Raw genomic sequence first — 26,553 nt, forward strand, 5'->3', positions numbered from 1 at the left:
GATCCTATCGAACCAACATGTACAAGGGAGAAGAACATAATGAAAATTCAATTTGATGTAAAGGAACTCCTTGCTACTATTCAAACTAAAGACAGAACCATTTTAGGAATAGACGGCCTAAGCCGTTCCGGAAAAACAACGTTCGTGGAACAACTGAGGGAAACCCTGAAAAAAGAAAAGAGCGACCACCATATCTTTCACATCGATGACCACATCGTTGAACGAAGGCGACGGTATCATACGGGTCATGAAGAGTGGTATGAATATTTTCACCTGCAATGGGATGTTCGTTGGTTAAGAGAAAATTTTTTTAGAAAGCTGAAGCACAACAAGCAAATCACCCTTCCGTTCTATGATTCAAATACGGATTCCCATGACTGTAGAACCATTCCCATGCCTAAGTCCGGTCTCATCATTGTGGAAGGTGTCTTTCTCCAAAGGAAAGAATGGACGGACTTTTATGACCATCTCATCTTTTTGGATTGTCCACGGGAAAAGAGATTTATTCGGGAAGCAGAGTCTGCTAAACAGAAACGGGAAAAGTTTGAAAAGAGATATTGGAAGGCGGAAGATTATTATATGGAAACCTTTTCTCCATGGGAAAGTGCTGATATTGTTTTGAAGACTTGATAACGATTGGATAGCTTAACCAAGCTTGCCTATCATGAAAAGCCTACTTTATAAAAGTAAGACTGGGAACCAGTATCATGATTTTCCAGTATTAATAAATAACGATTGAGTTCCTTTTTGTTTTTTGAAATAATTGGTAGTAATAAGGAAGAGGAGGAGAGGTTTCTTGATTCCAAATGATCAACGCACATCAACTATTTATTCCCCACCCAAACACATCATCTCTGCAGCAACGATCGTACAGAATGAAAAAGGAGAAATCCTGTTAATCAAAGGTCCCAGAAGAGGTTGGGAAATGCCAGGGGGACAAGTGGAAGAAGGCGAGTCCCTGAAGGAAGCGGCCATCCGGGAAACGAAGGAAGAAAGCGGGATCGATATTGAAATAGTCAAATTTTGCGGGGTGTTTCAGAATGTAAGCCGTTCGATCTGTAACACACTGTTTTTGGCCACACCGGTCGGAGGGAAACCGACAACATCCCCGGAAAGTCTGGAAGTCGGGTTCTTTCCGGTTGAGGAAGCCTTGGATATGGTGGATTGGAAGAACTTCATGGAGAGAATCGAATATTGTTTGGATGAAACGAAGCATCCGTTTTACATCGAATTTTGATTGGGGGAGTACCATCAAATTGATAACGAAATAAGGGATAAATTCAATGTGCCTTCATACTCTGTATAAGGGGTGATACTATGTGGTGGTTTGTAATCTTGATTACAGGCACGTTATTATTCGCGTTCCTCATCGATATCCGCCGTAAGAAAAGAGGCAACGACCGACACGTACAGGGAATCCACCCTTCTACTAAAGCTGGTGAAGATCGGAATTACACCATGGGAGGGGGGCGTGACTCCGGTGGCGGTTCGGGGCATTGATCTGAAGAGCTCAGAAGTATTTGAAATTACTGAAGCTTTTTCGAAAACCATAGATTGTCTATTGAAAAAAATTCCATTATTCTTCTAAGTAAGAGATGTTGACGAAAGGGGACTTCAATCAGACATGTGGACAATCTTGTAATGATGAACGAGATCAATAGACTATGAACCTATCATACTGACGGGAGAAGTGTGTCTATGTGACCATCATATACAAGGAGCACCTGGTGTGATTGAATACCCGACACCCTGAGTGGATACTTGTGTATCCACTTTTTTGTGCAGGGATATATACATCTCTTAATGACATCTGCTAGCTTCCTGTAAAAATTGGAGGAATATGCAATGACCAATTTAATAGGTAAAATGGCAATCGTGACAGGGGCAAGCCGCTCAAAAGGAATAGGGGCAGCGATTTGTCGTTCGCTTGCTGGTGCTGGAGCTGATATATTTCTTACCCATTGGACCGCGTTTGATGAGGCGAGTGGAAATGGAGTAGAGAATGAATTTCCGGAAACCTTATGTGAAGAATTAAAACAAATGGGCGTACGTGCCTTTCATATGGAGGTTGACCTGAGCGAAGACGGATCGCCTCGTCGAATAATGGATCGGGTTGAGGAAACTCTGGGAACACCAAGCATACTTGTAAACAATGCCACATTCGAGTCCCCGGCCAATTTCCGGACTTTGAATAAAGACATTCTGGATAAACATTATCAAGTGAACAATAGCGGGACCCTCATGCTGACGATGGAGTTTGCGAAAAGATATGAAGTAGCGTTTCCTGAAAGAAAAGACGGGCGGATCATCAACATGGTTTCAAAGGGACCGGATCCCAATAACCTGGCCTATATCGCATCAAAGGGCATGTTGATCGCTATCACGGAGCCATTATCCGTCGGCCTCGCGCCAATTGGCATCACCGTCAATTCGATTGATCCGGGTCCGACCGATTCAGGGTGGATCAGTGACGAATTAAGGGAACACTTACTTCCAATGTTTCCAATTGGACGTCTAGGTGAACCCGAAGATGCAGCGAAGTTGATCCGATTTTTAGCCAGTGATGACTCCGGATGGATTACCGGGCAGCTAATAAAGTCAGAGGGTGGTTTTTTGGGTAAGTAAATAAGAGGGACGGACCTCCGGCTTAGCGGAGGTCCGTCCCTCTTATTGGTAAAAAATACCTTGACACCAATATCCTATACGAAGTACCATTTAATTAAACACTGGTCAATAAAAAGGATGAGAAATGTATGTCACCGAGAAAAGCAGTAGCACAGGAGCTAACAAAAGAAATGGTGATGGCGGCGGCACGGGAGCTTTTTCGGAAGAAGGGCTACCAGCAGGTGTCCATGAGACAGATTGCGTCTGAGCTTGGGTACAGTCATGGCTCCATTTACTACCATTTCAAAAATAAAGCAGAATTGTTCTATGCCATGATCGAAACCGATTTTAAGCTGTTGGATCAATGGCTGGATGATGTAATGGATCAAGATATGGATAACCAAGGGAAATTGAGGGGGATTCTCCTCGCATTCATTCGATTCGGGCTCAGTCATAAAAGCCAGTATGAAATGATGTTTCTGCTTGCGGATGAGGAAGTCAAAAGCTACGTGAACAAAGGACCGAACGAATCCTATGAAAAATTTGCTCAAGCCCTTATCCAGTTAAGCGAACAAGAGATCACCATCCAGCAGACATGGTCGATATTCCTGGCACTACACGGGTTTGTCAGTCATTACTGCCGTTGTGATGAAACCTATGAAGAAGTGGAGAACCTTGCACAATCGCACGTGAATTTTATCCTGAAATCAATAGGATAAAATTTTTTGGATGTATTTGACCAGTGGTTAATTAAAGGGGGGCTTTTAATGAAAAAGGTAATGGTGGTGGGTGCTTCTGGAGGAATGGGGTATGCCCTTGTAATGGAATTGATCAGCAGGGGTGTCGAGGTCGTTGCATTTGCAAGAGGGAAAGAGAAGTTGACCAGGTTATTCGGAGGTATGGAAACTGTCGAAATCAAGCCTGGGGACGCAGAAAATAAAGACCAGCTTAATCATGCCGCAAAGGGCAGTGACATCATCTTTCATGCGATGAACCTGCCTTATGAAGAGTGGAAACATAAATTAAGTACGATTACGGGGAACATCATTCTTGCAGCGGAACAAAATAATGCCAGGTTGGCCGTTGTAGACAACATCTATGCCTACGGACGAAGCGGGGGCGAAAAGCTGACAGAAGAAAGAGAAAAACACCCTCATACACGTAAAGGCAAACTGCGCTTAGAAATGGATCAAATGATCAAGCAATCTTCTGTTCCGGCACTTATCTGCCATTTTCCCGACTTTTATGGACCGAACGCGACCAACACTTATATTCACTTTACACTAGAGCAATTGTTGACAAAGAAGAAAGCAGGGTTCGTAGGTCCCCGGAATGTCGCCCGGGAATTCATTTATACTAAGGATGGGGCTAAAGCAATGGTGGAGCTTGCGTGCCATGAGGAAGCATTCGGGCATAATTGGAATATACCCGGGGTAGCACCGATAACAGGAAACGAGGTAGAGCAGATTCTAAAAAGGCAGCTTGGGAAAGATAAGGGGCTTTATTATATTTCGAAATCGATGTTTGCTGTGTACGCTCTATTCGCAGGTAAGGGAATGCGCGAGGCGTTGGAGATGCAGTATATTAACTTGGAACCTACCATTCTATCTGGAGAAAAGGTGGATGGATTGTTGGGCACGCGGCAGCACACATCCTATGAACAGGGGATTGCAGAAACAATAGCCTATATGAGAATGTAATCAGACACTGGACCTCCAGCCTGCCTATTTACAAATTTACCAAAAAGTGCAATAATTAAGAAAATGTCGGAGGAGGGAAAGTAAGTTTATGGAACCAACTATTTGCTAATTAATTTATTTTTTAATTAATACGGATTTTTTTATTGAGTGTGAACAGGTCTACGAAAGATAGGCTTATTTGTTATGCTCTTTATGGAATCAGGGCAATTAGAAGGAAACTTACTTTACTGATATCAGGATGATCATGTTTCGTGAAGCATTCAGCTTAGGCTTGCTGTGCCAGGCATTTTTTGCATATGCCTGATTGGGCAGCTTTATGAACATGACGATACATGGATGCTACAGGACTGTAAGAAGAAACCCTCTTCTTACGGTCTTTTTTATTATACAAATGAATAGAAGTGAAGGTCTTTCTTAACGCCATCCATAAAAAGTGTAACGTCAAATATGGATGAGAGAAGGAACGTGTATGTTGGAACTTAAATTAAATGGGATCAAAAAATATATGGAAGCGACGCTGGTCGTGAAGGATGTATCGTTAGAGGTGTATGAAGGGGATAAGGTCGGAATCGTTGGGGCAAATGGAAGCGGTAAGAGCACAATCTTGAAGCTGATTGCAGGAATCGAGCCGATGAATTACTATCCTGGTTACCCCCAGACATCGAGCCATGGGTATGACGAAGGCCTGATTCATATGTCGAGGGGAGCGACAAAAGCGTATCTCGAACAGTCTCCTGTGTACCCAAAAGGGGTGAAAGTCAGTGATGTCCTGAATCTGGCCTTTGAAGAGATTGACAAAGTCGAGAAACAGATGCGTGAACTGGAAGAGCAGATGACCTTTTTACAGGAGGATGAGCTCCAGCGGGCACTTACTAATTACAGTGATCTCACTCAGCTGTTTGAAGTAAAGGGAGGGTATGAACGAGAGGAGAAAATGAGCAGGGTGTGCACAGGGCTGCAGCTGACGGAGAGCTTCTTGGAAAGGGAATTCGACTTGTTGAGCGAGGGGAGAAGACAACGGTCATCCTCGGAAAGCTCCTGATTCACGAGCCGGATATCCTGCTTCTTGATGAACCGACCAATCATCTTGATATGGAATCGATTGAATGGCTGGAGGGCTATCTGAAGAGCTACAAAGGAATGGTTATCATCGTATCCCATGACCGTTATTTTCTGGATAACGTCGTGACAAAAATCATGGAAATCGAGGATATGAGTTCGATTAGCTATAAAGGTAACTACTCCGCTTTTATCAGCCAAAAAGAAGAAAATATGCGCATTCAATACGAGCATTTCAGGGAACAGCAAAAGAAAATCCACCGCATGGAAAAGACCGTGTTGAGTCTGCGTGACTGGGCGATGAGGGCTGATAATACCAAGTTCTTTAAAAGAGCCGCAAGCGTTCAAAAGAAGCTGGATAAGATGGATCGCATCGATAAGCCAGTGTTTGATCGAAGGAATATGAGGTTGGATGTGCGAGCTGCAGAGAGATCCGGAAATGAAACCATCAAGGCGGCGGGACTTTCTAAACGCTATGAGAATAAAATGATTTTTAACAACGCAGACGTCATGATTCATTTTGGAGAAAGGGTAGGCATGCTGGGTCCGAATGGAAGCGGGAAAACCACTTTCTTAAAAATGCTTATGGGAGAAGAGCGTCCGGATGAAGGTGTGTTAGAATTTGGTGCCAATGTAAAGCCAGCGTATTTACCACAAAACATTGCCTTTAATAATGAGGAAGTCACCGTGCTGGACTGTTTCCGGGAGGATATCTCCATACTTGAAGGGAAAGCCCGGGAATACTTGGCAAAGTTCATGTTCTACAAGGGCACCGTCTTCAAGAAAGTGAAGCATCTGTCAGGTGGGGAAAGAATCAGGTTGAAGCTTGCCATGCTATTATTTCAGGATATCAATTTACTGATACTTGATGAGCCGACGAATCATCTCGATATTGATTCAATCGAAACCCTTGAGGCTGCTCTGGATGACTTCGACGGAACGATTTTCTTCATTTCCCACGATCGGTATTTTATCAACCGGATGGCGGAGAGAATCATTGCTGTGGAGGATTATTCTTTGAGGAGCTATCATGGGAATTACGATGAGTATAAACGTGAAATCGAGAGGAAGCGGAGCCTGACGGAAAGGAAAAGGTCTTCTGATGAAAAGAATGAGAAACCATTACAAAAATCTGAAGGCAGCAATGAGGAAATGATAATACAGGCCAAAGCCTTGAAGAAAATAGAGAGTCTGGAAAACGAGATAAGAGAAATTGATCTAGCCATGGAGACAGGTAATATTGAATACGATGAGCTGAATAACCTGTATGGCAGAAAGCTGGATGTCGTGAAAGAACTGGATGCTGAGATGGAACTGTGGCTGCGTTATAGTGAGTGATATTTTAGAGGGACGGACCTTTGCTTCGTGTGGAAGCAAAGGTCCGTCCCTATATTTAAGAAGGACTCTCAATCAACCCGACTAACTCTCTTACGATTGATCCGGATTTTGGATTTTCGGTATACACGGCATAAAATGGCCGGTAAATCACATAAGGATCAATCGGGACTAGCTTTCCTTGAAACACTTCATCTTTGACCAATGAGGTTGACAGGAATGCGATCCCGAGCCCCCTCACTGCGAGCTGCTTGATTAAGTAATGACTGCTTGCTTCAAGGATTTCTGAGGGCACGATTCGCTCGGATCTTAGGAAATCGTCGGCATATTCCCTAGTTCCTGATCCGATTTCACGGAGGATGAGAGGGGAAGAAACCAGATTCATTCTGCTGCTTGCGAAGAAACGCAGTTCGTCCCGGCTGATTACTTCCAAATGAAAGGGCTCGAGTCCCCGTGTTCCCTCTACAAGAGCAAGATCTAGATCTTGGTGATTCAGTGCCTCCACAATGGTTTCATGATTGTGGATCATCAGCTGAAGGCGGACGTGAGGATAAAGGATCTTGATTTTTTTGACAAAGTCGGGAAGAAGTACGTCACTTACGGTGTGAGTGGCCCCGATCCTTAAAAGGATTTCCTCAGTCATTTGTGTGACCTGTTCCATCGATCTCCACAGCTTCAACATCTTCTTGCCTTGTTCAAACACTCCAATTCCTGCAGGTGTTAATTGGAAAGCCTGGTTCGTAGAGGAACGGTGGATAAGTTCGATTCCCAACGCTTGTTCCAATTTTTTGATATGGACGCTCACGGTCGGTTGAGACAGATTCAGGAATTCACTTGTCTTCGTAAAATGCTGAAGCTGGGCGAGAGTGACAAAAGTTCGAATCCAGTCAAGTTGCATAAGGCACCTCCATTACAAAACGTAATCGTCTACATTATTATTATTCATTTCTATTATAACCTACAGAGAGGTATAATGTGAGATGAAGGAAGTGAACTCATGGAATTGTTTTTATTTATGATAGGTGGCGCTGTCATCGGCATCCTGTCCGGTTTCTTTGGTATAGGAGGCGGGATTGTTCTCACGCCAACTTTACTTGTACTCGGCTATGAACCGAGCCAGGCGATCATTCTTTCCTTAATGCTGACATTGGGATCGACTGTGACAGGGACAATGTCACACATCCGATTAAAAAATGTAAATGGGAAATTAGCGATTCTCCTAGGGGTGTTCGGAGTGATGGGGTCAATCATCACCGTGCCATTTGTAAAATGGCTCGATTCAATCAATGGAGCTTCTACCGTTATCTCCATTGTTTATATAGGGATTCTCAGCTGGTTTTCATACCAGTTTTTGAGTAAAAGAAACAAAGAATCAAAAGCGAAAGGAGCAGCTATGGCTCCATTAATCGGACTGTTCACTGGTGTCATCTCGTCTCTTATGGGAGTCAGCGGTGGATTTGTCATGACACCGCTCCTTTCGAAATGGCTGAAGCTTGATCTCACGAAAGCGATCGGAACCAGCATATCGGCAGCCTCTATCATCGTGTTATCAGGAATCGTCTCGTACCTGTATGCAGGAGAAGCACTCGATTATCGTCATGGAATCATGCTGATCATCGGTGCCTTGATCGGAACCCCGATCGGTTCCATCCAGCTGAAACGATTCTCAGGTGTGGTTGTTAAAAAAATGCTGGCAGTATTGTACATGGTGGTCGCAGTCAGTGTTATTTTCAAGATGTTATCCATCTCATCTGTCTCACTGGGATTGATCTTGGCATCGGTGCTCGTATTCTTTGGGATGCTGATTTATTCACAGCAGCGATCGAAGAGAGCAGAGAATTATTGATAGGATTGAAGGCCGAAAATTGGTGGAGTAAGCGGTAGGTACGTATGTAAGTCTCAGGATGAGATGCATGAAATAGAGAGGTCATTCGCATAGCGAGTGGTCTCTTTATTTTTTACGGGGCTTAATGATGTTATTTGAAATTTATGTAAATCGGCTGGATTTTTTTCGAAAACGGCCGGATTATCACCAGAAATGGCCGGATTTATCGGGATTTTGGCTGGATTTTTATGAGAAACGGCTGGATTTATGCTCATTTCGGCTGGATCTTTTCTCCATCGCAGAGAATTGGCAAAGAGACAGGACCTAGTCTCCACAAAAGGGAAAGCTATCTATCCAAATCCCCTGTGTAAATCGCTTCATTTTCAAAAGTCTGGCAGGATTTAGTGAAAATGTTCTAGAAACTAGACTAAATAAGGGAGTGGAAGTCGAAAGGGGGTTGGTGTCCGGTATACAGTGAATAGAGGTTCCTGTTAATTTTTCTGAAATTTCTTTCTTTTTGTCATTCTGTACGTATCACAAGATCTTTTATAGACAAAGTGTCTAATGATAAACAAGCTTTTTCAAAATAAACTTAAGTTAAGTCAATAAAATATGTAAGCAAAGGATGATTCTATGTCAATCAATCGAGAAAGATTAAAGCGTCATCTAGAGGAGTTAGCTCAAATCGGAAAAATCGGGGAAACAGGAGTTTGTCGATTGGCCCATTCCAAAGAGGATCGCCAGGCGGTGGAAGTGGTGAAAGGCTGGATGGAAGAGGCGGGTTTGAAGGCAAAGATTGACGGCTTTGGGAATTTGATTGGAAGGATAGAAGGTTCCGACAAGGATAAGCCGATTCTTCTGCTGGGCTCCCACATTGATTCTCAGCCATATGGTGGAAGGTTCGACGGTACTGCCGGGGCTCTCGGTGCAATCGAAGTGGTTCATAGCTTTAAGGATAATGGGATCGTTCCTGACCGGTCAATTGAAGTGATTTGTTTCTCCGATGAAGAAGGCAGCCGGTTTAACAAAGGAGTGTTTGGAGTCCGGGCTTTAGCCGGGATGTTGGAAGAGGGCGAACTGGACCGTAAAGACAAGCAGGGCATGACGAGAAGAGAGGCGTTGATGGAATTCGGGGTCGAGCCGGATGTAACCGCCAGTCCAGTGTACGAGAAGGGGGATATCGCAGCGTTTCTTGAGTTACATATCGAGCAGGGTCCGGTCCTTGAAGAAAAGGGGAAACCTGTCGGCATAGTATCAGGCATCTCCGGACCGATTTGGCTGACGGTTACACTTGAAGGATTCGCGGGTCATGCAGGCTCGGTGCCGATGACGATGAGGCAGGATGCACTTGTCGGGGCATCGGAGATCATCCGGAAATTCGATGAGCTGGTTAAAAGGGAAGGAACCGAAACAACAGTAGGAACGGTAGGCAGCATGCAGGTGTTCCCGAACTCGAGAAACATCATTGCGGAAAAGGTGGAGTTCACCGTAGACCTTCGTGATATACACGTTGAAGCACGTACGAAACTCGAGGGAAAACTCTATCGAATCATAGAAGAGACGGCAATCGGTTACAACCTTAAATACGAAATCAAGGAAGATACCCGAAGCGAGCCGAGATATTGTGCAGACTGGATCAAGGACATTATGAGAGAGGAAGATGAAAAGCTAGGATTGGATTCTCCGACCTTAATGAGCGGCCCTTTCCATGATGCCTTATTCATGTCCTATATCAGCGATTACGGAATGATCTTTGTCCGCTGTGAAAAAGGCATCAGCCACAATCCACTGGAGTTTGCGGAAATGGATGATATCGAAAAAGGGGTGAAGCTCCTTTATGGGACGGCACTGAGGATCTGTCAGGGACATGGGGACAGGCACCTTGTCCCAAAAGACGGATCAGCTGCTGTTCATGAAAAGTAAGAGAAGAATGGGACGAGGGACCTCTGTCCCATTGGGAGGTGATCGTTTGGGAGCGAATATGCTCTTTATAAACGGAGAAGTGGTTACTGTGAATTCTGAATTTTCCGTTAAAGAAGCGGTTGCCATTCAGGATAATAAAATACTCGCAGTCGGCACGAATGAAGAAATTTTACGATATGCAGGTGAAGGAACGAAGATTGTGGACTTGGAGGGAAGAAGTCTCCTGCCCGGCTTTATTGACGCCCATGCCCACCTCGAACTTTATGGAACCAATAAGCTAGGGGTGAACGTGAAGGAGGCGGGGAGTATAAAAGAACTCCTCAGGAAGTTGAAGGAGAAAGCACGATTGACTCCACAGGGGGAATGGGTACGGGGCTGGGGATATAACCAAAACACTCTTAAAGAGGGAAGGCATATAACCCGGTGGGAACTTGATGAGGTTTCCACCGAACACCCGATTATTGTGGTACGGACATGCGGTCATATATCGTGCGTGAATACGAAAGCATTGGAGCTTGCTGGTGTTCATCCTGAAACACATGACCCGAGTGGAGGGAAATACAGCCGAAAAAATGGCGAACTAACCGGACTGCTGTTAGAAGCCGCACATATGAACATGTTTCTTTTAGCCAATTATTCCGGGGAGGAAGTGGAACAGGGATTGGCCCTCGCATCCCAGGATTATTTGGAAAAAGGAATTACGAGTGTCCATGATGCCGGGGGATACGGGCCTGAACATATTCGATTCCTTCAAAAAGCAGTAGGAGCAAAGAGAGTAAAGCAGAGGGTCTATGCACTATACGGCTCCCTGCATGATTCTGTAGAAATGGTGGGGAAAGGGCTGGAAAGCGGAATCGGGACAGGCCTTGGGGATGAGTGGATGAAAATCGGGCCTGCCAAAGTGTTCATCGATGGAAGCAGCAGTGGTCCTACTGCTAAGACAAGGAAGCCATACTCGAGCAATCCGGATGACTCAGGCATTTTATATTTGAACCAGGAAGAAATAAATGAGTGCCTCGGAAAAGCGCATGAGTCGGGGTGGCAAATCACCGCTCACGCCATCGGGGACAAAGCGGTTGAAATGATGATCGGAGCCATTCGCCAGGCTCTTGAACGACATCCCCGTGAAAATCATCGTCACCGCATTGAACATTCCGGCATGACACCACCGGACCTGATTCACCAGATAAAAGAGTTGGAGGTTGTTCCGATACCAAATCCAGCCTTCATTTATGAATTCGGCGACGGCTACGTGAATGATTATGGAGAACGGGTCGACGTCATGTTCCCCTTAAAGAGCTTTTCAGAAGCACAGATTCCTTATGCCATCGGTTCGGACAGTCCCATCACCATTGTGGATCCCCTCCACGGGATTTACTCAGCTGTCACCCGCATGAGTAAATCCGGTGATGCGATAGGGGCAAGGCAACGAATCACCATAGAGGAAGCGATTAAGGCCTATACGTGGAACGGTGCATATGCGAGCTTTGAAGAAACCATTAAAGGCAGCATTGAAGCCGGGAAGCTTGCCGATCTGGTTGTGTTGAATGAGTCGATTTTACAATGTGAACCTGAAAGATTACGAGAGTTAAAAGTAGAGTTAACGATCCTTGATGGGAAAGTGGAATATGCAGCAAAAAAGGAGGGTGTCTTATGAGTAAAAGCATGTTTACGAAAATCTATTGCTTGTCTCTGATTTTACCGTTTCTACTATTGATTTTCCCCTTGTTTTCAATCGGAAACAGGGCAACCCCGATCATAATGGGGATGCCGTTTTCGGTATTCTGGGTAATTTTATGGATAATCATTACGTTTTTAATCGTTCTTGTACTCTATCGAATCGATCCCGACAAAGATGAAGAGGAGGTCCATTAATGGCTGATTGGCAGATTGCAATGATCATGATGATCGGCTACCTTGTGATTGCACTGGTAGTTGGTGTGATGGCAGGAAGAGGTCATGATAAAAATTCTTTAGATGAGTTTACTGTAGCAGGCGGCGGCCTCGGCTTGGTTGTGATGTGGTTCCTGATGGGAGGGGCAGTGTTTAGCGCCTTTTCATTTCTTGGCGCTCCCGGGTGGGCGTTTTCCAAAGGAGCACCTGCACTTTATATATTAACTTATACCGCTTTTGCGATTCTCCCATGGTACATAATCGGTCCGAAAATCGGGAAAATCGGCCGTAAATTCAATATTTACACGGTTTCGGGCTTTATGAAAAAACGATATGGAGGAAAGACGCTCCCAATCTTAATCGGAGTCATTGCGTTACTCGCTTCCATCCAATACCTTGCGACGCAGATGAAAGGGATGGCCTACATCTTCAATATCATGACAGAAGGGCGAATTCCTCTTTGGCTTGGAGCCCTGCTCGCGTATGGAATCGTAGTCGTCTATGTTGCAACTGGAGGATTGCGGGCAGCGGCATGGTCTGACGTGTTCCAGGGGATCTTAATGATCGTCATCTCGTGGGTAGTGGGACTTGCCATTGTGAATAAGCTCCACGACAGTGTGGGTGGAATGTTTATAAATCTCGTACAGGACAACCCTTCCTTTTTCGAAATCGGAACTGAAGGGTCTGCCATGTCAGGGACAGCTTATACGACCACGATTCTCGTGTCTCTCATAGGGTTCTTAATGTGGCCACACCTCTTTTCGAAGTCATATGCCTCCAATGCGCGAACGATTAAGAAAACCGTATTGGTGTATCCGATCTTTGCCTTGTTCCTTATACCGCTATTATTTGTTGGCTTTTCTGCAGTGAACGTAGTCAACCCAGCTGACATTGGAGCACCCGATGAAATTCTTCCTTACCTGATCACCACCGTCCTTAGTCTTCCCGGTTGGGTTTACGGGCTTGTAGGTGCAGGAGCGTTAGCGGCAGCCATGTCTACTGCAGATGCCATCACTCACAGTGCCTCACTGGAATTTACGGACGGGGTCATTAAGAATGTTAAACCGGACCTTTCTGATAAAACCACTTTGCTACTGATGAGAATCGGTGTGTTTGTCGTCGGGGGGCTTGCTTATTTTATCACCGTATTCGGGGGGCAGGGACTCATCGCTCTATTGCTCGGAGCCTATGGTTCCATTGTTCAATTCGCACCCGGCGTATACGGAGCTCTCTATTCGAAGAGAGTGACAGGGTCGGCTGTCATTACAGGACTAATCGTCGGTACATTCGTCAACTACTATTATCAATTAGTCGCAGAATCTACACCGTTCGACATCCATGCAGGTATTCTTGGATTGATCTGCAACATCGTCATCGTCATCGCGGTCAGTGTTTTCACTCAGCAAAAGAGCGTTAAGATTGCCGAGGAATACCGTAATATCGGTTGATATTTGGTACAGGCAACTCGTTCAATTATGAAGGCTTATAGTCGAGTCCTAAAAATATTGTACATGGATAAAATGATAAATTCGCATGTGAATAAAACCCAAGGATGTAAACATTCTTGGGTTTTTAATTTTAATTATTATTTATTGACATTACATTTTCAGAACATTTTTGTTTATTGCTCGATTTTCTTATTGATGGACTCAATCGATTGATTTAGCTTCGTTAAGTCAACCTCTCCTGTTTGGATATCCTCCAGCTTGTATGCTCTTTTCAATTTAATAATTCGGTTAACGCTGGCGTCAATCCGACGTTCGGATATTTCCCCGTTTTGAACTGCCTTTTTAAGTGCTTCAATTGCAGAGAGTGCTTTATTATAGTCATGGGCGATTAGGATCAGGTCACTGCCCGCTTTTACGGCTTGAACGGTCGCTTGGCCCATCCCGTAGTTGTTCGTAATGGCTTTCATGGTCATATCATCAGTGATTACGGCACCGTTGTAGTTCATCTTTTTGCGTAAGAGGTCTGTGATGATGCTCTTGGATAATGACGATGGATAGGTGTCATCGATCTTGGGGAGCAGGATATGAGCAACCATGACAAGGTCAGCTCCACTGTTGATGGCTTCCCTGAATGGAATCAGTTCCAGGGATTCGAGTTCTTGAATGCTTTTGTTGACAACGGGAAGCTCCAGGTGTGAATCTACGGAAGTATCCCCGTGGCCAGGGAAGTGCTTGATGGTTGAAAGGATTCCCTCGGATTGAATACCTTTCATTGTTTGGATCCCTAATTCGCTGACGATATCAGGGTTATTACCAAAGGATCGATTACCGATCACCGGGTTATCCGGGTTACTGTTAACGTCTAGAACGGGAGCAAAGTTCAAGTTGAACCCATACTCTTTTAGTTCCTTTCCGAGTATCGTCCCCACTTCAAATGAAATATTCGGATCGTTTAAGGCTCCTATCTTTTTATTTGTAGGAAGGTTCACAAGCCCTCCTGGCAATCTTGTGACCTTACCGCCTTCCTGGTCGACACTTAAGAGGAGTGGTAATGGATTATTGACGTTGTCTGCTTTCATTTTATTAAGGAATTGGACCGTTTGATGGGGTCCTGACAAATTATCTGAGAAGAAGATAAATCCCCCTACTTTGTGCTGCTGGATTAGGGTTTTCGTATTTTCATCATCCTGAGTTCCATTCACACCGGCTATGATCATTTGGCCGATCTTTTCATCGAGGCTCATAGTAGAAAGGATATCTGAATCTCCAGTATCCACTTTCTCTTGAGCGATAACTGAAATGTGATCTACTTTGGGATTCTTATTTTCAATCGATGGTTTCGGCAATATCCATTTTAATTGGTAAAAGGAATTCACATCATAGATGAAAATGATCTGAGCATGTGAAGCATCCTGGTAATATTTCGTCGCATTGGGATTGCCACTGACTTCTTTAATGTCATTGAGTCGAATCTGTTGTAGGGCAGGGGCAAAGGAGCGCACATCAAAGATAACGTTATCTTTCAATCCGACTGTCGTAGAATGATTGGAGAAATCTTGGTAAATCCCGGCTTCTGTTTGAACGGAATTGTTTGGTTTCCCCCATTTATCTGTTATTTCATCCACCTGTGTCCTCCCTGCTATGATGGGGATATTCGGCACTTTTCCCTCTTTAGTAGCGGATAGGACTTCTTTTATTGAAGACCCAGGTGAAGACTCATCTTCTTCGGATGAATGTTCGCCCGGTTGATTCGAATCCTTATTTTTTTCGATGGGAAAATAGTTTAGAGTAATCAAAATGAAAGTTAGAGATAAAAGGAGATAAATTATCTTTTTATAAGACATAAGATTCTTCCTTTCTTTTTGAAAGGTAACTTAACGGTACCAGTACTAAGGAATGATATTTTTTCCCGTTTCCTTCTCCATCCTGTATCATGTTCTATTTCTGATAATCATAAACGTATATACTGCGTCAATTAAACGGTTGTATCGGCATTCCTTACATAATACTAGCCTCCCTTTACATATTCACCTTTGATTCGGGGATAGTATTCAAGAGATATGTATAGAAGGAGCCTATTATTATGGATTCTTTTTTAGTGGAAATCGATGCATCGATAGGGGACAATGATGATTTTTTTCAAGTTCATCAAGATTTTGGCGAATTCCCCTTTTTATTGATGGGGCTTAAAAGTCTTATAGATGTGCAGAAAACGATCCAAGCGATCGAGGACCAAGTCATTTCAGGGACGATGGGGGAGCTGCTTCATGATGGAGAGGAAGTCATTGAAGCGATTTTGAAAGGGCAGCTGATCATCTCCATTGTCGGGGGAAATGGGTCTTTTTTCAGTATGGACGCAGTGGTAAAGACGCTGAATCGTTCAATTGAACCTCCTACCAATGAAAATACCCTTCAAGGACCTTTGAGTTCTTTCAATGAGGACATCGATACAAACATTGGGATTATACGCAAAGAGATTGTTTCGAAAGACTTGAATGTAAGATCCTTTTCAGGAGGGAGCGGCCAGACAAGAACGCTTTCAATAGTGTACCGGAAAGAAAGCGCAGATAGGGAATATGTTAGCCGGGTCATCCACCAAATTGAGTCCAATATGGATAAACCACTTCATAACATTCAAGATGTGACGAAGATGTTAGGATTGTCGACCCGCACCCTGATTTCTCCCTTCAACACAACAGAGGCGCCACAAGAAGTATACAGGAGCCTGCAAAAAGGAAAACTTGTATTATTTCTGGATCGAATACCTTTTGCTCTTATTCTTCCAAGTGATTTCTGGGATATGTTCTTCCTTGAGAATGATCGGAACTTCTCTTTCCCGATCATGGTATCAATGAGGATGCTCAGGATTTTAGGTACATTGCTTGCCCTTGTCTTACCAGGGCTGTATGTAGCGTTAGTCGCAGTCAATCCTGAGATGCTCCGTATTGAATTAGCATTATCCGTTGCTCAGACCCGTGAAGGTGTCCCTTACCCGGCATTTGTTGAGACCATCTTCATGCTTCTTATTCTTGAATTAATATTGGAGGCGAGTATCAGGCTTCCGAAAAGCATCGGTCCTACCATTACGATGGTAGGAGGGATCATTCTGGGTCAGGCCGTTGTCGAGGCGAGATTGGTTAGCAATTTACTAATTATTATTTTAGCGGCCACTACGATTGCCAACTCTACCATCATTGGATTTCAAAATTCCATTTCAATCCGAATTTTTAAATATCTTATCTTGATTCTTTCTTCGATTTTCGGGGTATTCGGTATATTGGCAGGAATATTCTCAGTTTGTGCATACTTAGCGGGTATAAGTACTTTTGGGGTGCCTTACCTTAAGGTTAAAGGAGTTAGTAAAAGTGGATAAAAGCTTGTATGTTGTCATTATGTACATTTTAACCCACGTAGGACTTATTCTGTTTTTGTATCCTAGTAATATCATTGAAAGCTCATCTCAAGGACAATGGATTCCGATCATTATCGGAGTGATCGTACATTTCATCATTTTATTCTTGCTCTTAACGGGGCTTGACCGTTTTCCGCAACAAGATATCATTACCATTTATCTGCATGAGGGCAAGTTGATGACTTTCATTTTTCTGTTCCCCACGCTCCTCTATTTTTTTATGGCTAACATCATAACAGTCCGGGCGTATTCAGAAGTCGTTACCATTGTGTTTCTATCAAACACTCCCCTGTGGGCGATCATGGCATTGCTGCTTATCTTATCATGTTATTTAGCTATTAAGGGAGTGGAAGCCATCTTTCGTACAGCTATACTTCTCTTCTTTTTATTATTCCCGTTGGTTTGCTTTATATTGGTGGTTGCGTTTCAGAACGTGGATTGGCACTATGTATATCCCTTATGGAATGAAGACTTTTCATTTTTGACTGACTCCTCTTACCATAGAAGCTTCTTCGCCATTGGTGGTGTATTTCTGTTTATTGGATTTATAAGGCCGGTCCTTCCCTATAAGAGGAAAAAAGTTTTGCTTGCTGCGGTTGCCCTCATTCCCATCTTTATCATATCTGTATATATACCCGTCCTTACATTTGGCCAGGCAACAGCATCTACATTTATGTTCCCTTTCATCATGACGGTGGATGCCATCAATTTGACATGGCTTATGTTTGATCGACTCACCATGTTTTTCTTACTAAGTATAGTGATTTTTATATTGTTGTTTATCTCACTCGTATTATGGATGAGTGTGGAAATAATAAATAAATGTTTGCTTCCAACCATGAAATCATCTTATTTAGTAATAGCGGTTTCACTCATCATCTACATCATTTGTTTGTGGATTCCGAATTGGAGTGACGTTGAACAGCTCTTTAAATGGAATACTTCACTAAGATTCTATGTCATCTTTGGAGTCCCCATTTCAATTTGGATTCTTGGTGTCAGAGCAAGGAAGGAGAATGCAAGTGAGGTGTAAAAAAGTGGTTACCTGGCTTTTTCTCTTATTATTGGTTTTCATGATGAGTGGCTGCTGGGACACCAGGGACATTAATCATCGGGTGATGCCCGTTGTCTTGGGGATATCCAAGGATAGTGATCAATATAAAGTCTTTCTGCAGATTCCCCACCCTCAGCAGGATATGATACAAACGAAAGTGGTTGTTGGTGTTGGTGAAACGATTAATGAAATTGTAGATGATATTAGTGCAGACATGGAAAGCAGTGTCGATTTGCTTCACGTAAAGGTAATTGTTATCGATCGACTTCTTGCAGAAGAAGGTGTGAAGGACCTTATTTCAGGTATTATGAGGTCGAGGGATGTATCTTCAAAAGCACTGGTTGCCATTTGTAACGACGATATTGATCGATTTTTCGAAAGTATGGAGAAAAACACCTCTCCGCGAGGGACGACTCTGTTGGATTTCTTTGAAAAGAATGCCGGTTGGGACCCTCAGGTTGCTTTAACCAGAGTTTGGGAAGTTTATAGAAGTATTCACTCTTATACCCGAGACGTGGCCATCCCGATGCTCAGTCTTGGAGAGACGACGTTAGTGGACCATGTGGGGTCAGCGGTGATAAAGAACGGAAAAATGGTAGAAGAAATCAACCCTAATGAAACCCTTCTTTACAATGCATTTAAGGGTGAAAGCACTGAAGGGAAAATAGAGGTGCTCAATGAAGGAAGTGTCCTGATTTTAGGAAATACGATTGAACATACAAGTGAGGTGCGGAAAGAACCATTCTTATATACCAAAATTAAGTTAGATGTCATGATACTGGAAACAAAAGGGGATCCTACAGAGAAAATGATTGAAAAGGGATTGGAAAAGCTTCTAACAGACCGTTTGAATAAGATGTTCTCGAAGCTCCAGAATAGCGAGGCAGATATTTTAGGACTTGGCCAATTTTTCAGAAAAGAAATACCGAGGATGGACTTAAAGGAATGGAGATCGAAGTATTATCAAAACTTGTCAACAGACTTTGTAGTCGATGTCGATATCCGGAATTCCGGAAATTTAAAGAACCCCGGTTAAGCACATAATTTTCTTGTGTTTCAGCAAAATAAGGAGACGTATTCTTTTTAAAAAGATAAAGGGGTTGTTTCAGCTTGATGTTAGTATGGGGACTCATTCTCTTTTTAGTAGTCGCTCTGTTGATCATGCCAAAGAGGTTGACCGTTAAGGAAAATCTTATCATGTTCCCGTTCGTCGGATATTTTGCAGCAGTGGCACATATTCTGGTAGGTATCATGGTGGATCTTGTAGATTTTGGACCAACCAAAAGTGTGGAATTTACTGATTTTGTATTGGTTGCCTTTGCTCCCTCGTTCATTGCACTTTTATTCTTGAATTTTATGAAACCGGATAAGCCCTTGTTCTATACAATGATCTGGACCGTTTTCTCATTTTTATTAGAAGTATTACTAAGTTTTAACGGCTATATGGAACATTTAGAGTGGAAAATATGGTACTCAATCCCCGTTTATATAGTGGCATTCCTAACATTACATTGGTTTTTTGAACATGTAGTCAGAAATGGTTCTAAGAGTCCATAACTATTCAAGAAATGATAAAGTAAATTACTAATTAATAAAAGAGGATAGATTGGGATGCTTTTTCTTTATAGCATACACTCTTCACTCTTTTTTTTATGAAAACATGAAATCTTTCAAGGACCAATCGATCATTCTTTTGAAAAAATATAGGAATGAAAATGGTTCGTGTACACCATTTGTTTAACTTTTTCTTTCTTTTTGTGTAAGGACATAGTACATTACTCTTATAAGCATATGAATAAGTCATTTAGGGTATAGACCAATTGAGATAGCCTTAAACACTCCTGCCCGTCAAGATCATGGCTTATGAACTGATCACAATATCTTGTCTTATAGAAAGTAGGTCGAATATGCAGGTAGCGGAAAAGTTTTATGAATTTATGAGGGAACGTACATGGCAACTGACAGAGAACTGGTATGAGTCACTTGATAAAAGTGACCTGTCAGGAGTGTATGCGTCAACAGATCCTCAGGTCATCCAAACGTTGAAACGGCAAAATCACGAATTTCACGAACGCTTTTGTGTCCTTTTTAAGGATATAGGACAGGATGCACTCTGTAATTTCGCCCAATGGATCGAGGAAATTGCAAAAGATGAAGAACATTTACAAACCCCAACACACTTTATACTAAGGGAATTCTTCAGAACCCAGGAACAATATCTGGAGATCTTGAAAGAATTTAACCGCCAGCATGACAGTGAGTTTCCACCTGAGAGAATAGAATCATTCAGAGAATTGATCATTAAAACTTTTGGTCTGGTCATTTCAAAGTTTGCCGAAGAAAATTACGAATATGCACAGAGACGCCTGAAGGCTCAGCAGGAGATGATCAGGGAGTTAAGTTCACCGGTCATTTTAATTGATAAGAAGACAGGGGTGCTTCCACTTGTCGGTGATATCGATACAGGAAGGGCGAGGTATATCCTGGAGAATACCCTGGCCGAATGCGTCGAAAAAAATGTTGAGCACTTGTTCATTGATTTATCAGGTGTCATCATGGTGGATACGATGGTTGCTCATCAATTGTTCCAGATCATCGAAAGCTTGAACTTGATTGGTGTGAAGAGTTCGATTTCAGGCATTCGTCCGGAAATTGCCCAAACAGCCATTCAACTTGGTATATCATTTGAAAATATTTCTGTCACTTCGACTCTTGAACGAGCATTGAGTCAGCAAAGGTAGAAAGAAGTCATTCAACGAGCGGTTACTCTGTAATCGCTCGTTTCTTTTTGTTTTATGGGAACGATATGTTTGAAACTAATCTATATAGGGAATAACCCCCATTATAGAGTGAATTTGGTATGGAATGCCCTTGAGGAAATTCACGATAGAAGGAGGGGCAACATGCAATTCGTCAAAATGATCCGATTCGATCAAAATGGATTTACCAGCGGTCCACTTAAATCCGACCCTATCTTTAAAGGAAGAGAGCCGGTTTTTATAAACCGGGAGATCGACAATCTTTTTCATACAGGTCAATCGATTTACCCGTCCGAAATGATCCAGCCGCGATATACGGATCGGCAATGGTCCGGATGTTCTTGTTATTTGGAGGAGTTCACTCAGGTGGCTACAGAAACTCGTCATATAGGCTTCCTTCCCAGGGAAAGCGTGATATGGGTGAGAAATAAGAGCCATCTCGGGGGCGGGATTCCCTACTTTAATCGCTTTTTTCAGCCACTGGTTGAAAAAGCGACAGTTGATGATACGCTGATCATTGATACATGGGTGAAAATGACCGTAGAGGATGCACTGGAACGAACGTATCTATGGAAAAAAGAGTATGGTTCACTCCCTGACTGGATCACGGAATGCTATTTAATGGAGGAACAAGTGAAACGTCTTGTCTATCCTTCTGCTAGTGAAAAGACCATGGAATTTTGGTTGATTAAAAATTAAACATACTGAAAGTCATGAATGTCCCATCTTTTTGTTATAATACATAGTAATTGATCTTACAATCTAATGAGGTTGAAGTGTAACGTTTCGTTCACTTTCTATGTAAAAGGGGAATTCACTTGAAATTTGAAGAGATTAATCCAGAACTAGTGACATTATGCCGTACGGCAGATCCATTTCTTATGGCAGAATCTGTGATCGGAGACCGGTTAAGAGGATTGGATACTTTGTCGTTAAAGGGAATCGAGCGAAAAAGGGCCCTTCCCCGTGACGTGGTCAACCTGTTGATCATCTATTTCTTCTCAGAGGTCAAAGGCACGGTTTACCACAGGAACGCACTTTCTAAGTTATATAATCATTGGGTCTCTAACGAAGTATTTACCTTCTCCAAGGCAAAAAAGATGATCGAGCTGGACATGAATGAGCAGCTTGGTGAAATCGACCGTTTATAGATATTCTAAAGGTCTGGGTCCATTGGGATTCAGGCCTTTTTGATGTTTAATATTTGAATGATGAACGAGGTCGATCCTTATCACTGCATATTCTGTCATTTCGGATTTGGTCTTCTAATTTTTTATCCCAAATACAAACCCTAAATATGGTAAAATAAAATTATATGTTTTATTTTTGGAATATTTCGTTTTTGAAGGAGGGGAATACATATATGGTCACACCGCAAACACCTCCCTTTTTGGTCAGCGGCATGAGGGAAAAGGACCTGGAATCTGTCATGAATTGGTTTGTGCAGCGTAAACAATCGTTCTATGCCCTGGGACGAATTTTTGTAAGTAAGCAAGAGGATCTGGAAGAAATATTTTATCGTTCGATCATCGCAGTACATAATGAATTACACCGTTTGAAAAAAGAAACTTCATTTGAATCGTGGGCTATTTCTCATTTTATACATAGTGGCCGGAATCTCTCTGAAAATAAGAGTTTCCGGGATTCAGAGGGTCAGAAATCTGATCAAACGCTCCTTCATACCTTACTTCAATTAGACGATCAGGAGAAAGAGGCGATTGCTTTAACGTATTTCAACGAATGCTCTTTTGCAGAAGTTGGACGCATTATTGATATTTCAGTAGAGAAGGTTAAATCCTATGTGTTTTCAGGTGTACGAAAGCTTAGGGGAGAGCTGGGTCACGGTTCTTTCGAGGGCTGTCGGGAATTTCATGAGCATTATCTTGAGTACTTAGGTAGAACGATGGATCGGCCTGAAAAGGTAGAGTTTGAGATGCATATTTACCATTGTCAGGACTGTCAGGAGGATTTGGCCACTTTTCAGGAAGTGGTCCTGAATTTGGCAGGAATGACAGATGCCATAGAGATCCCTGCTGGATTCATAGAGAGGGTCAAGAGCAAGGTGGGGGAAAGAGAAGCGCGCAGGCAGAGGAAGAAAAAGAAACGGAAATCGGTCTGGCTTGCCTTCGCAGGTGTCTTCGCGATGGTCGTTTCGATCGGATTCGTGACAGGCGGATTCTCCAGTCTCTACTATGCATGGACGGAAGAGGATGAACAATTGCGTGCCATTCTCCAGCATGACCTGGGGGAACGGTTGAATCTCGAGTCGGAAAGCAATGGGGTGAAGATCACCATCAAGAGTGTCGTCGCCGATGATGTACAGACCCTTGTCTTTTATGAAGTTGAGGATACCAAGAAAGACAATCGCTATATGATGAATGCTCATGAAGGCGTCCATATCGATAATGAATACGACGTAATGAGGCGTGATGTTCAACATATGTACTATTCTCCTCCCGTCGATCAGGACGAAATACAAAATGAAGAGAAAAATGTGTATAAAGGTACCATGAGTCTCCTGCCGGTTTCGGTGGACAGCGGAACCATTAAATTGAATGTGGCAAGGCTCATGCAATTAGATCAGGACACTCGAAAAGGAGAGTATTTCAGTAAGGAGTTGAGATTTGCCGAAGGGGATTGGAGTTTTGATATTCCGTTTACAAAGCAGGCATCCAGGGTGCATAAGCTGGATAAGGAAATCGACATTGACGGGATTCCGGTCCGCCTGGATAAGCTTACGATCGCGCCGACTACGACGCTCCTCCAGTACAGCTTTCAGAATCAAGGCGGGGACAAACGAATTGATGTCATTACCTTTGACTCCATTGAATCGGATGAGGAGAGGGTGAAGGCAGACCTCTTTGGAGGCAATATGTACGTGGAATCCTTTGACCAGGAGGGATGGAGTGCTTTTACGTCAAGGTTTGACACGTTATTTTTTGAAGATCCACAAGAGGTGAACATTCATTTTGATTCCATCCATTTATCTGTAGACGATCGGAAAACCATCCCACTTGATAATCTCAAGGACCTGCCAAAGGCATTTGAGTATCAAGGGAATACCATCACCATTGATGAAGTCCAGGCAGGAAATCCGGCGAAGGTGTTTCTTACGCATGAAGTAACGAAGGATCGTGCCTATGAAAGAGTGCACTACGGGTTCTCCAGCGATTATTTGATGAATGAAAATACTTCAATCGGAGTTAGTGACGGCGATGGGGTATTGATGGACAAAAACGGTAAGATCCATGAAATTGATGTATATGAGTATGATAAATTGGATCAACCCCGCTACTTCGAAACGGAACAAACCATTGAATTTTATAACGATTCGTCCAGTGAAGATGTAAACTTGACCAAGCTTGAAATAGGGGGCTACAGCACAACGAAATATGTGGATGACCGGGTGAAGGTTAAGTTGGATTAGGAATATAGAAGAGGGACGGACCTCCTGCTTTTAAAGCAGGAGGTCCGTCCCTCTTCAGTGAGAATAACTTCCTCTACATGAGAAACAATAGGTTTGTCGTGACAAGGGTGACAAAGTTAGTTTTCATGGTTGTTGAAACCGTCACCATCGGGAGCCTATGATGAATATAAGAGAAATTATTATTCAATCATGAAAGGATGAGAGAAGTGGCGCAATCAAATATGAAAGTTGCGGTACAAAAATTTGGTAACTTCCTCAGTTCTATGGTTCTGCCTAATATTGGCGCATTTATCGCTTGGGGTTTAATTACAGCGTTGTTCATACCAACTGGATTCTTTCCAAATGAAAGCCTTGCCAAGCTAGTAGGGCCGATGGTTACGTACCTGTTACCGCTCTTAATCGGGTATACAGGAGGTAAGCTCGTACACGACCAGCGCGGTGGGGTCGTGGGTGCAATCGCGACAATGGGTGTCATTGTAGGTGCACCGGATACACCGATGTTCCTGGGTGCCATGGTCATGGGGCCATTGGGTGCTTACGTCATCAAGAAGTTTGACCAGATGATTGAAGGGAAAATCAGAGCAGGATTTGAAATGCTCGTCAACAACTTCTCCGCAGGTATTCTTGGTGGAATCCTTGCAATTCTGGCATTCCTCGGTGTTGGACCTGCCGTGGATGCATTCACCAATCTACTGGTTGCAGGTGTTGATTGGCTGGTAGCCGCAGGATTACTGCCATTGACAAGTATCTTGATCGAACCTGCAAAGATTCTATTCTTAAATAATGCCATCAACCACGGTGTACTATCACCGATCGGGTTGGAGCAAGTTCAACAGGGTGGTAAATCGATTCTGTTCCTACTGGAAGCAAACCCGGGACCGGGTCTTGGAATCCTGCTGGCGTTTATGTTCTTTGGAAAAGGAACAGCGAAGCAATCTGCTTCTGGAGCAGGAATCATTCACTTTTTCGGTGGAATTCATGAGATTTACTTCCCGTACGTATTGATGAAACCGATGCTGTTCGTTTCTGTCATCCTTGGTGGAATGAGCGGAGTGTTCACCCTTGTTTTATTAGGTGGAGGATTGGTTTCACCGGCATCACCTGGTAGTATCCTTGCCATTACCGCGGTTACTCCTCCAGAAGGAATGGCGTACCTGGCAAACTTTGCAGCTGTCTTTGTGGCAGCGGCCGTATCTTTCATCGTGTCCGCAATAGTGTTGAAATCAAGCAAAACAAGTGATGAAGACATCGAAGGCGCAACGAAGAAAATGCAGGAAATGAAAGGCAAGAAGAGTTCTGTAGCCGGCCAAGTGAGCCAAGGAACAATGCCTGAAGAAGTAAACAAAATCGTTTTTGCCTGTGATGCAGGCATGGGCTCAAGTGCCATGGGGGCTTCACTCCTCCGTAAGAAAGTGAAGGCGGCAAGTCTGGACGTCAGCGTAACGAATACATCCATCAGCAACCTTCCAGCAGATGCTCAAGTCGTCATTACACAGGAAGAACTGACACCGCGGGCGAAAAATAAGCTTCCGAATGCCTATCACATTTCCGTGGATAACTTCCTATCCAGTCCGGAATACGACAAGCTGATTGCGAGTCTCCAGGAAGGGATCACGGGTGAGCAGGCAGAGGTCGTCGAAAATGCAGAGGAAGAAGCGGTAAACGCTGAACCGAATGCAGATCACGATGATGATCTACTTCTTGAAGAAAATATCTTCATGAATAAGGAATTTGCTTCAAAAGAAGAGGCGATCCGGTTCGCCGGGGAAGCCCTCGTCAAAGCAGGATACGTGGAAGAAAGCTATGTAGATGCTATGATTGACAGAGAAGGAATCACATCTACGTATATGGGTAATAATGTAGCCATTCCACACGGTACGGAAGATGCGAAGAAAGCCGTCATCAAGTCCGGATTCACGGTCGTTCAAGTTCCGAACGGCGTCGACTTCAACGGAGAGAAGGCGAAGATGATCTTCGGTATCGCAGGGAAGGATGGCACACATCTGGAAATCCTATCAGGCATCGCCGTTGTCTGCTCCGAACAGGAAAACGTCGACAGAATGGTTCAGGCCAAGTCAGCCAAAGAATTGAAAGACATCATTAACAGCAACTAG

At 43.4% G+C, this 26,553-nt stretch carries 24 protein-coding genes; 22 read left to right on the forward strand and 2 right to left on the reverse strand.

Annotation, left to right across the window (positions count from 1 at the left end; genetic code table 11):
• The first annotated feature begins 39 nt into the window (after positions 1-39).
• From ACQKFO_RS10710 to ACQKFO_RS10745, 8 genes are all read left to right on the forward strand, one after another.
• Positions 40-630 (forward strand): kinase, encoded by a 591-nt coding sequence (locus ACQKFO_RS10710; protein ID WP_427598613.1) that lies wholly within the window; start codon positions 40-42, stop codon positions 628-630.
• A gap of 166 nt (positions 631-796) precedes the next feature.
• Positions 797-1,237: an NUDIX hydrolase gene (locus ACQKFO_RS10715; protein ID WP_427598614.1), complete on the forward strand. Its 441-nt coding sequence runs from the start codon at positions 797-799 to the stop codon at positions 1,235-1,237.
• 80 nt (positions 1,238-1,317) lie between these two features.
• Positions 1,318-1,500 carry a hypothetical protein gene (locus ACQKFO_RS10720; protein WP_427598615.1) on the forward strand — a complete coding sequence of 61 codons (183 nt, stop codon included), beginning with the start codon at positions 1,318-1,320 and terminating at the stop codon, positions 1,498-1,500.
• Positions 1,501-1,845: 345 nt separating this feature from the next.
• Positions 1,846-2,625: an SDR family oxidoreductase gene (locus tag ACQKFO_RS10725; RefSeq protein ID WP_427598616.1), complete on the forward strand. Its 780-nt coding sequence runs from the start codon at positions 1,846-1,848 to the stop codon at positions 2,623-2,625.
• 128 nt (positions 2,626-2,753) lie between these two features.
• Positions 2,754-3,323 carry a TetR/AcrR family transcriptional regulator gene (locus tag ACQKFO_RS10730; protein ID WP_427598617.1) on the forward strand — a complete coding sequence of 190 codons (570 nt, stop codon included), beginning with the start codon at positions 2,754-2,756 and terminating at the stop codon, positions 3,321-3,323.
• A gap of 48 nt (positions 3,324-3,371) precedes the next feature.
• Complete coding sequence (locus tag ACQKFO_RS10735; protein WP_427598618.1) at positions 3,372-4,304, forward strand: NAD(P)H-binding protein; 933 nt, start codon at positions 3,372-3,374, stop codon at positions 4,302-4,304.
• Positions 4,305-4,773: 469 nt separating this feature from the next.
• Positions 4,774-5,346 (forward strand): ATP-binding cassette domain-containing protein, encoded by a 573-nt coding sequence (locus ACQKFO_RS10740; RefSeq protein WP_427598619.1) that lies wholly within the window; start codon positions 4,774-4,776, stop codon positions 5,344-5,346.
• The gene (locus ACQKFO_RS10745) at positions 5,250-6,701 is read left to right on the forward strand and encodes an ABC-F family ATP-binding cassette domain-containing protein (RefSeq protein WP_427598620.1); all 1,452 of its coding nucleotides are present in this window, start codon (positions 5,250-5,252) and stop codon (positions 6,699-6,701) included. Before ACQKFO_RS10740 ends, ACQKFO_RS10745 begins: the two co-directional genes overlap by 97 nt.
• 55 nt (positions 6,702-6,756) lie before the next feature.
• Here ACQKFO_RS10745 and ACQKFO_RS10750 read toward each other — a convergent pair whose 3' ends face one another.
• A complete protein-coding gene (locus ACQKFO_RS10750; protein WP_427598621.1) occupies positions 6,757-7,596 on the reverse strand; it encodes a LysR family transcriptional regulator in 840 nt (279 codons plus the stop codon).
• A gap of 99 nt (positions 7,597-7,695) precedes the next feature.
• Here ACQKFO_RS10750 and ACQKFO_RS10755 point away from each other — a divergent pair, with 99 nt between their 5' ends.
• From ACQKFO_RS10755 to ACQKFO_RS10775, 5 genes are all read left to right on the forward strand, one after another.
• A complete protein-coding gene (locus tag ACQKFO_RS10755) occupies positions 7,696-8,544 on the forward strand; it encodes a sulfite exporter TauE/SafE family protein (protein ID WP_427598622.1) in 849 nt (282 codons plus the stop codon).
• A 612-nt stretch (positions 8,545-9,156) separates the two neighbouring features.
• The gene (locus ACQKFO_RS10760) at positions 9,157-10,446 is read left to right on the forward strand and encodes a M20 family metallo-hydrolase (protein WP_427598623.1); all 1,290 of its coding nucleotides are present in this window, start codon (positions 9,157-9,159) and stop codon (positions 10,444-10,446) included.
• A 7-nt stretch (positions 10,447-10,453) separates the two neighbouring features.
• Positions 10,454-12,103 carry an amidohydrolase gene (locus ACQKFO_RS10765; RefSeq protein ID WP_427598899.1) on the forward strand — a complete coding sequence of 550 codons (1,650 nt, stop codon included), beginning with the start codon at positions 10,454-10,456 and terminating at the stop codon, positions 12,101-12,103.
• Positions 12,100-12,321, forward strand: coding sequence for a DUF3311 domain-containing protein (locus tag ACQKFO_RS10770; protein ID WP_427598624.1), 222 nt, complete (start codon positions 12,100-12,102; stop codon positions 12,319-12,321). The genes ACQKFO_RS10765 and ACQKFO_RS10770 overlap by 4 nt, the downstream gene beginning before the upstream one ends.
• The gene (locus ACQKFO_RS10775) at positions 12,321-13,787 is read left to right on the forward strand and encodes a sodium:solute symporter family protein (protein ID WP_427598625.1); all 1,467 of its coding nucleotides are present in this window, start codon (positions 12,321-12,323) and stop codon (positions 13,785-13,787) included. Before ACQKFO_RS10770 ends, ACQKFO_RS10775 begins: the two co-directional genes overlap by 1 nt.
• A 173-nt stretch (positions 13,788-13,960) precedes the next feature.
• Here the strand turns inward: ACQKFO_RS10775 and nagZ are convergent, their stop codons facing one another.
• Positions 13,961-15,631 carry a beta-N-acetylhexosaminidase gene (gene nagZ, locus ACQKFO_RS10780; protein WP_427598626.1) on the reverse strand — a complete coding sequence of 557 codons (1,671 nt, stop codon included), beginning with the start codon at positions 15,629-15,631 and terminating at the stop codon, positions 13,961-13,963.
• Between the two features lie 239 nt (positions 15,632-15,870).
• On the opposite strand from nagZ, the gene ACQKFO_RS10785 reads away from it, so the two are divergent.
• The 9 genes from ACQKFO_RS10785 to ACQKFO_RS10825 all read left to right on the forward strand — a co-directional run bounded on the left by ACQKFO_RS10785 (position 15,871) and on the right by ACQKFO_RS10825 (position 26,553).
• Positions 15,871-17,160, forward strand: coding sequence for a spore germination protein (locus ACQKFO_RS10785; RefSeq protein WP_427598628.1), 1,290 nt, complete (start codon positions 15,871-15,873; stop codon positions 17,158-17,160).
• Positions 17,153-18,232 carry a GerAB/ArcD/ProY family transporter gene (locus ACQKFO_RS10790; RefSeq protein WP_427598630.1) on the forward strand — a complete coding sequence of 360 codons (1,080 nt, stop codon included), beginning with the start codon at positions 17,153-17,155 and terminating at the stop codon, positions 18,230-18,232. The genes ACQKFO_RS10785 and ACQKFO_RS10790 overlap by 8 nt, the downstream gene beginning before the upstream one ends.
• Positions 18,222-19,289 carry a Ger(x)C family spore germination protein gene (locus tag ACQKFO_RS10795; RefSeq protein ID WP_427598631.1) on the forward strand — a complete coding sequence of 356 codons (1,068 nt, stop codon included), beginning with the start codon at positions 18,222-18,224 and terminating at the stop codon, positions 19,287-19,289. Before ACQKFO_RS10790 ends, ACQKFO_RS10795 begins: the two co-directional genes overlap by 11 nt.
• A 74-nt stretch (positions 19,290-19,363) precedes the next feature.
• On the forward strand, positions 19,364-19,810 hold the full coding sequence (locus tag ACQKFO_RS10800; protein WP_427598632.1) for a hypothetical protein: 447 nt from the start codon (positions 19,364-19,366) through the stop codon (positions 19,808-19,810).
• Between the two features lie 350 nt (positions 19,811-20,160).
• A complete protein-coding gene (locus ACQKFO_RS10805; protein ID WP_427598634.1) occupies positions 20,161-20,994 on the forward strand; it encodes an STAS domain-containing protein in 834 nt (277 codons plus the stop codon).
• 162 nt (positions 20,995-21,156) lie between these two features.
• Entirely contained in the window at positions 21,157-21,711 is a 555-nt protein-coding gene (locus ACQKFO_RS10810) for a hypothetical protein (RefSeq protein ID WP_427598635.1), read from the forward strand.
• Between the two features lie 119 nt (positions 21,712-21,830).
• Positions 21,831-22,163, forward strand: a complete 333-nt coding sequence (locus ACQKFO_RS10815; protein ID WP_427598636.1) for a hypothetical protein — start codon at positions 21,831-21,833, stop codon at positions 22,161-22,163.
• A 212-nt stretch (positions 22,164-22,375) separates the two neighbouring features.
• Entirely contained in the window at positions 22,376-24,439 is a 2,064-nt protein-coding gene (locus ACQKFO_RS10820) for a DUF4179 domain-containing protein (RefSeq protein ID WP_427598637.1), read from the forward strand.
• A gap of 206 nt (positions 24,440-24,645) precedes the next feature.
• Entirely contained in the window at positions 24,646-26,553 is a 1,908-nt protein-coding gene (locus ACQKFO_RS10825; protein WP_427598638.1) for a PTS mannitol transporter subunit IICBA, read from the forward strand.

Origin of the sequence: Rossellomorea sp. NPDC071047 (genome assembly GCF_050270195.1) — a bacterium.
Lineage (GTDB): Bacteria > Bacillota > Bacilli > Bacillales > Bacillaceae_B > Rossellomorea.

Excerpts from the sequence above, each read along its gene's own strand:
- ACQKFO_RS10710 (WP_427598613.1), top strand. The coding sequence starts at position 40 with ATGAAAATTCAATTTGATGTAAAGGAACTCCTTGCTACTATTCAAACT.
- ACQKFO_RS10720 (WP_427598615.1), top strand. The coding sequence starts at position 1,318 with ATGTGGTGGTTTGTAATCTTGATTACAGGCACGTTATTATTCGCGTTC.
- ACQKFO_RS10725 (WP_427598616.1), top strand. The coding sequence starts at position 1,846 with ATGACCAATTTAATAGGTAAAATGGCAATCGTGACAGGGGCAAGCCGC.
- ACQKFO_RS10730 (WP_427598617.1), top strand. The coding sequence starts at position 2,754 with ATGTCACCGAGAAAAGCAGTAGCACAGGAGCTAACAAAAGAAATGGTG.
- ACQKFO_RS10735 (WP_427598618.1), top strand. The coding sequence starts at position 3,372 with ATGAAAAAGGTAATGGTGGTGGGTGCTTCTGGAGGAATGGGGTATGCC.
- ACQKFO_RS10740 (WP_427598619.1), top strand. The coding sequence starts at position 4,774 with ATGTTGGAACTTAAATTAAATGGGATCAAAAAATATATGGAAGCGACG.
- ACQKFO_RS10750 (WP_427598621.1), bottom strand. The coding sequence starts at position 7,596 with ATGCAACTTGACTGGATTCGAACTTTTGTCACTCTCGCCCAGCTTCAG.
- ACQKFO_RS10755 (WP_427598622.1), top strand. The coding sequence starts at position 7,696 with ATGGAATTGTTTTTATTTATGATAGGTGGCGCTGTCATCGGCATCCTG.
- ACQKFO_RS10760 (WP_427598623.1), top strand. The coding sequence starts at position 9,157 with ATGTCAATCAATCGAGAAAGATTAAAGCGTCATCTAGAGGAGTTAGCT.
- ACQKFO_RS10765 (WP_427598899.1), top strand. The coding sequence starts at position 10,454 with ATGGGACGAGGGACCTCTGTCCCATTGGGAGGTGATCGTTTGGGAGCG.
- ACQKFO_RS10770 (WP_427598624.1), top strand. The coding sequence starts at position 12,100 with ATGAGTAAAAGCATGTTTACGAAAATCTATTGCTTGTCTCTGATTTTA.
- ACQKFO_RS10775 (WP_427598625.1), top strand. The coding sequence starts at position 12,321 with ATGGCTGATTGGCAGATTGCAATGATCATGATGATCGGCTACCTTGTG.
- nagZ (WP_427598626.1), bottom strand. The coding sequence starts at position 15,631 with ATGTCTTATAAAAAGATAATTTATCTCCTTTTATCTCTAACTTTCATT.
- ACQKFO_RS10785 (WP_427598628.1), top strand. The coding sequence starts at position 15,871 with ATGGATTCTTTTTTAGTGGAAATCGATGCATCGATAGGGGACAATGAT.
- ACQKFO_RS10805 (WP_427598634.1), top strand. The coding sequence starts at position 20,161 with ATGCAGGTAGCGGAAAAGTTTTATGAATTTATGAGGGAACGTACATGG.
- ACQKFO_RS10810 (WP_427598635.1), top strand. The coding sequence starts at position 21,157 with ATGCAATTCGTCAAAATGATCCGATTCGATCAAAATGGATTTACCAGC.
- ACQKFO_RS10820 (WP_427598637.1), top strand. The coding sequence starts at position 22,376 with ATGGTCACACCGCAAACACCTCCCTTTTTGGTCAGCGGCATGAGGGAA.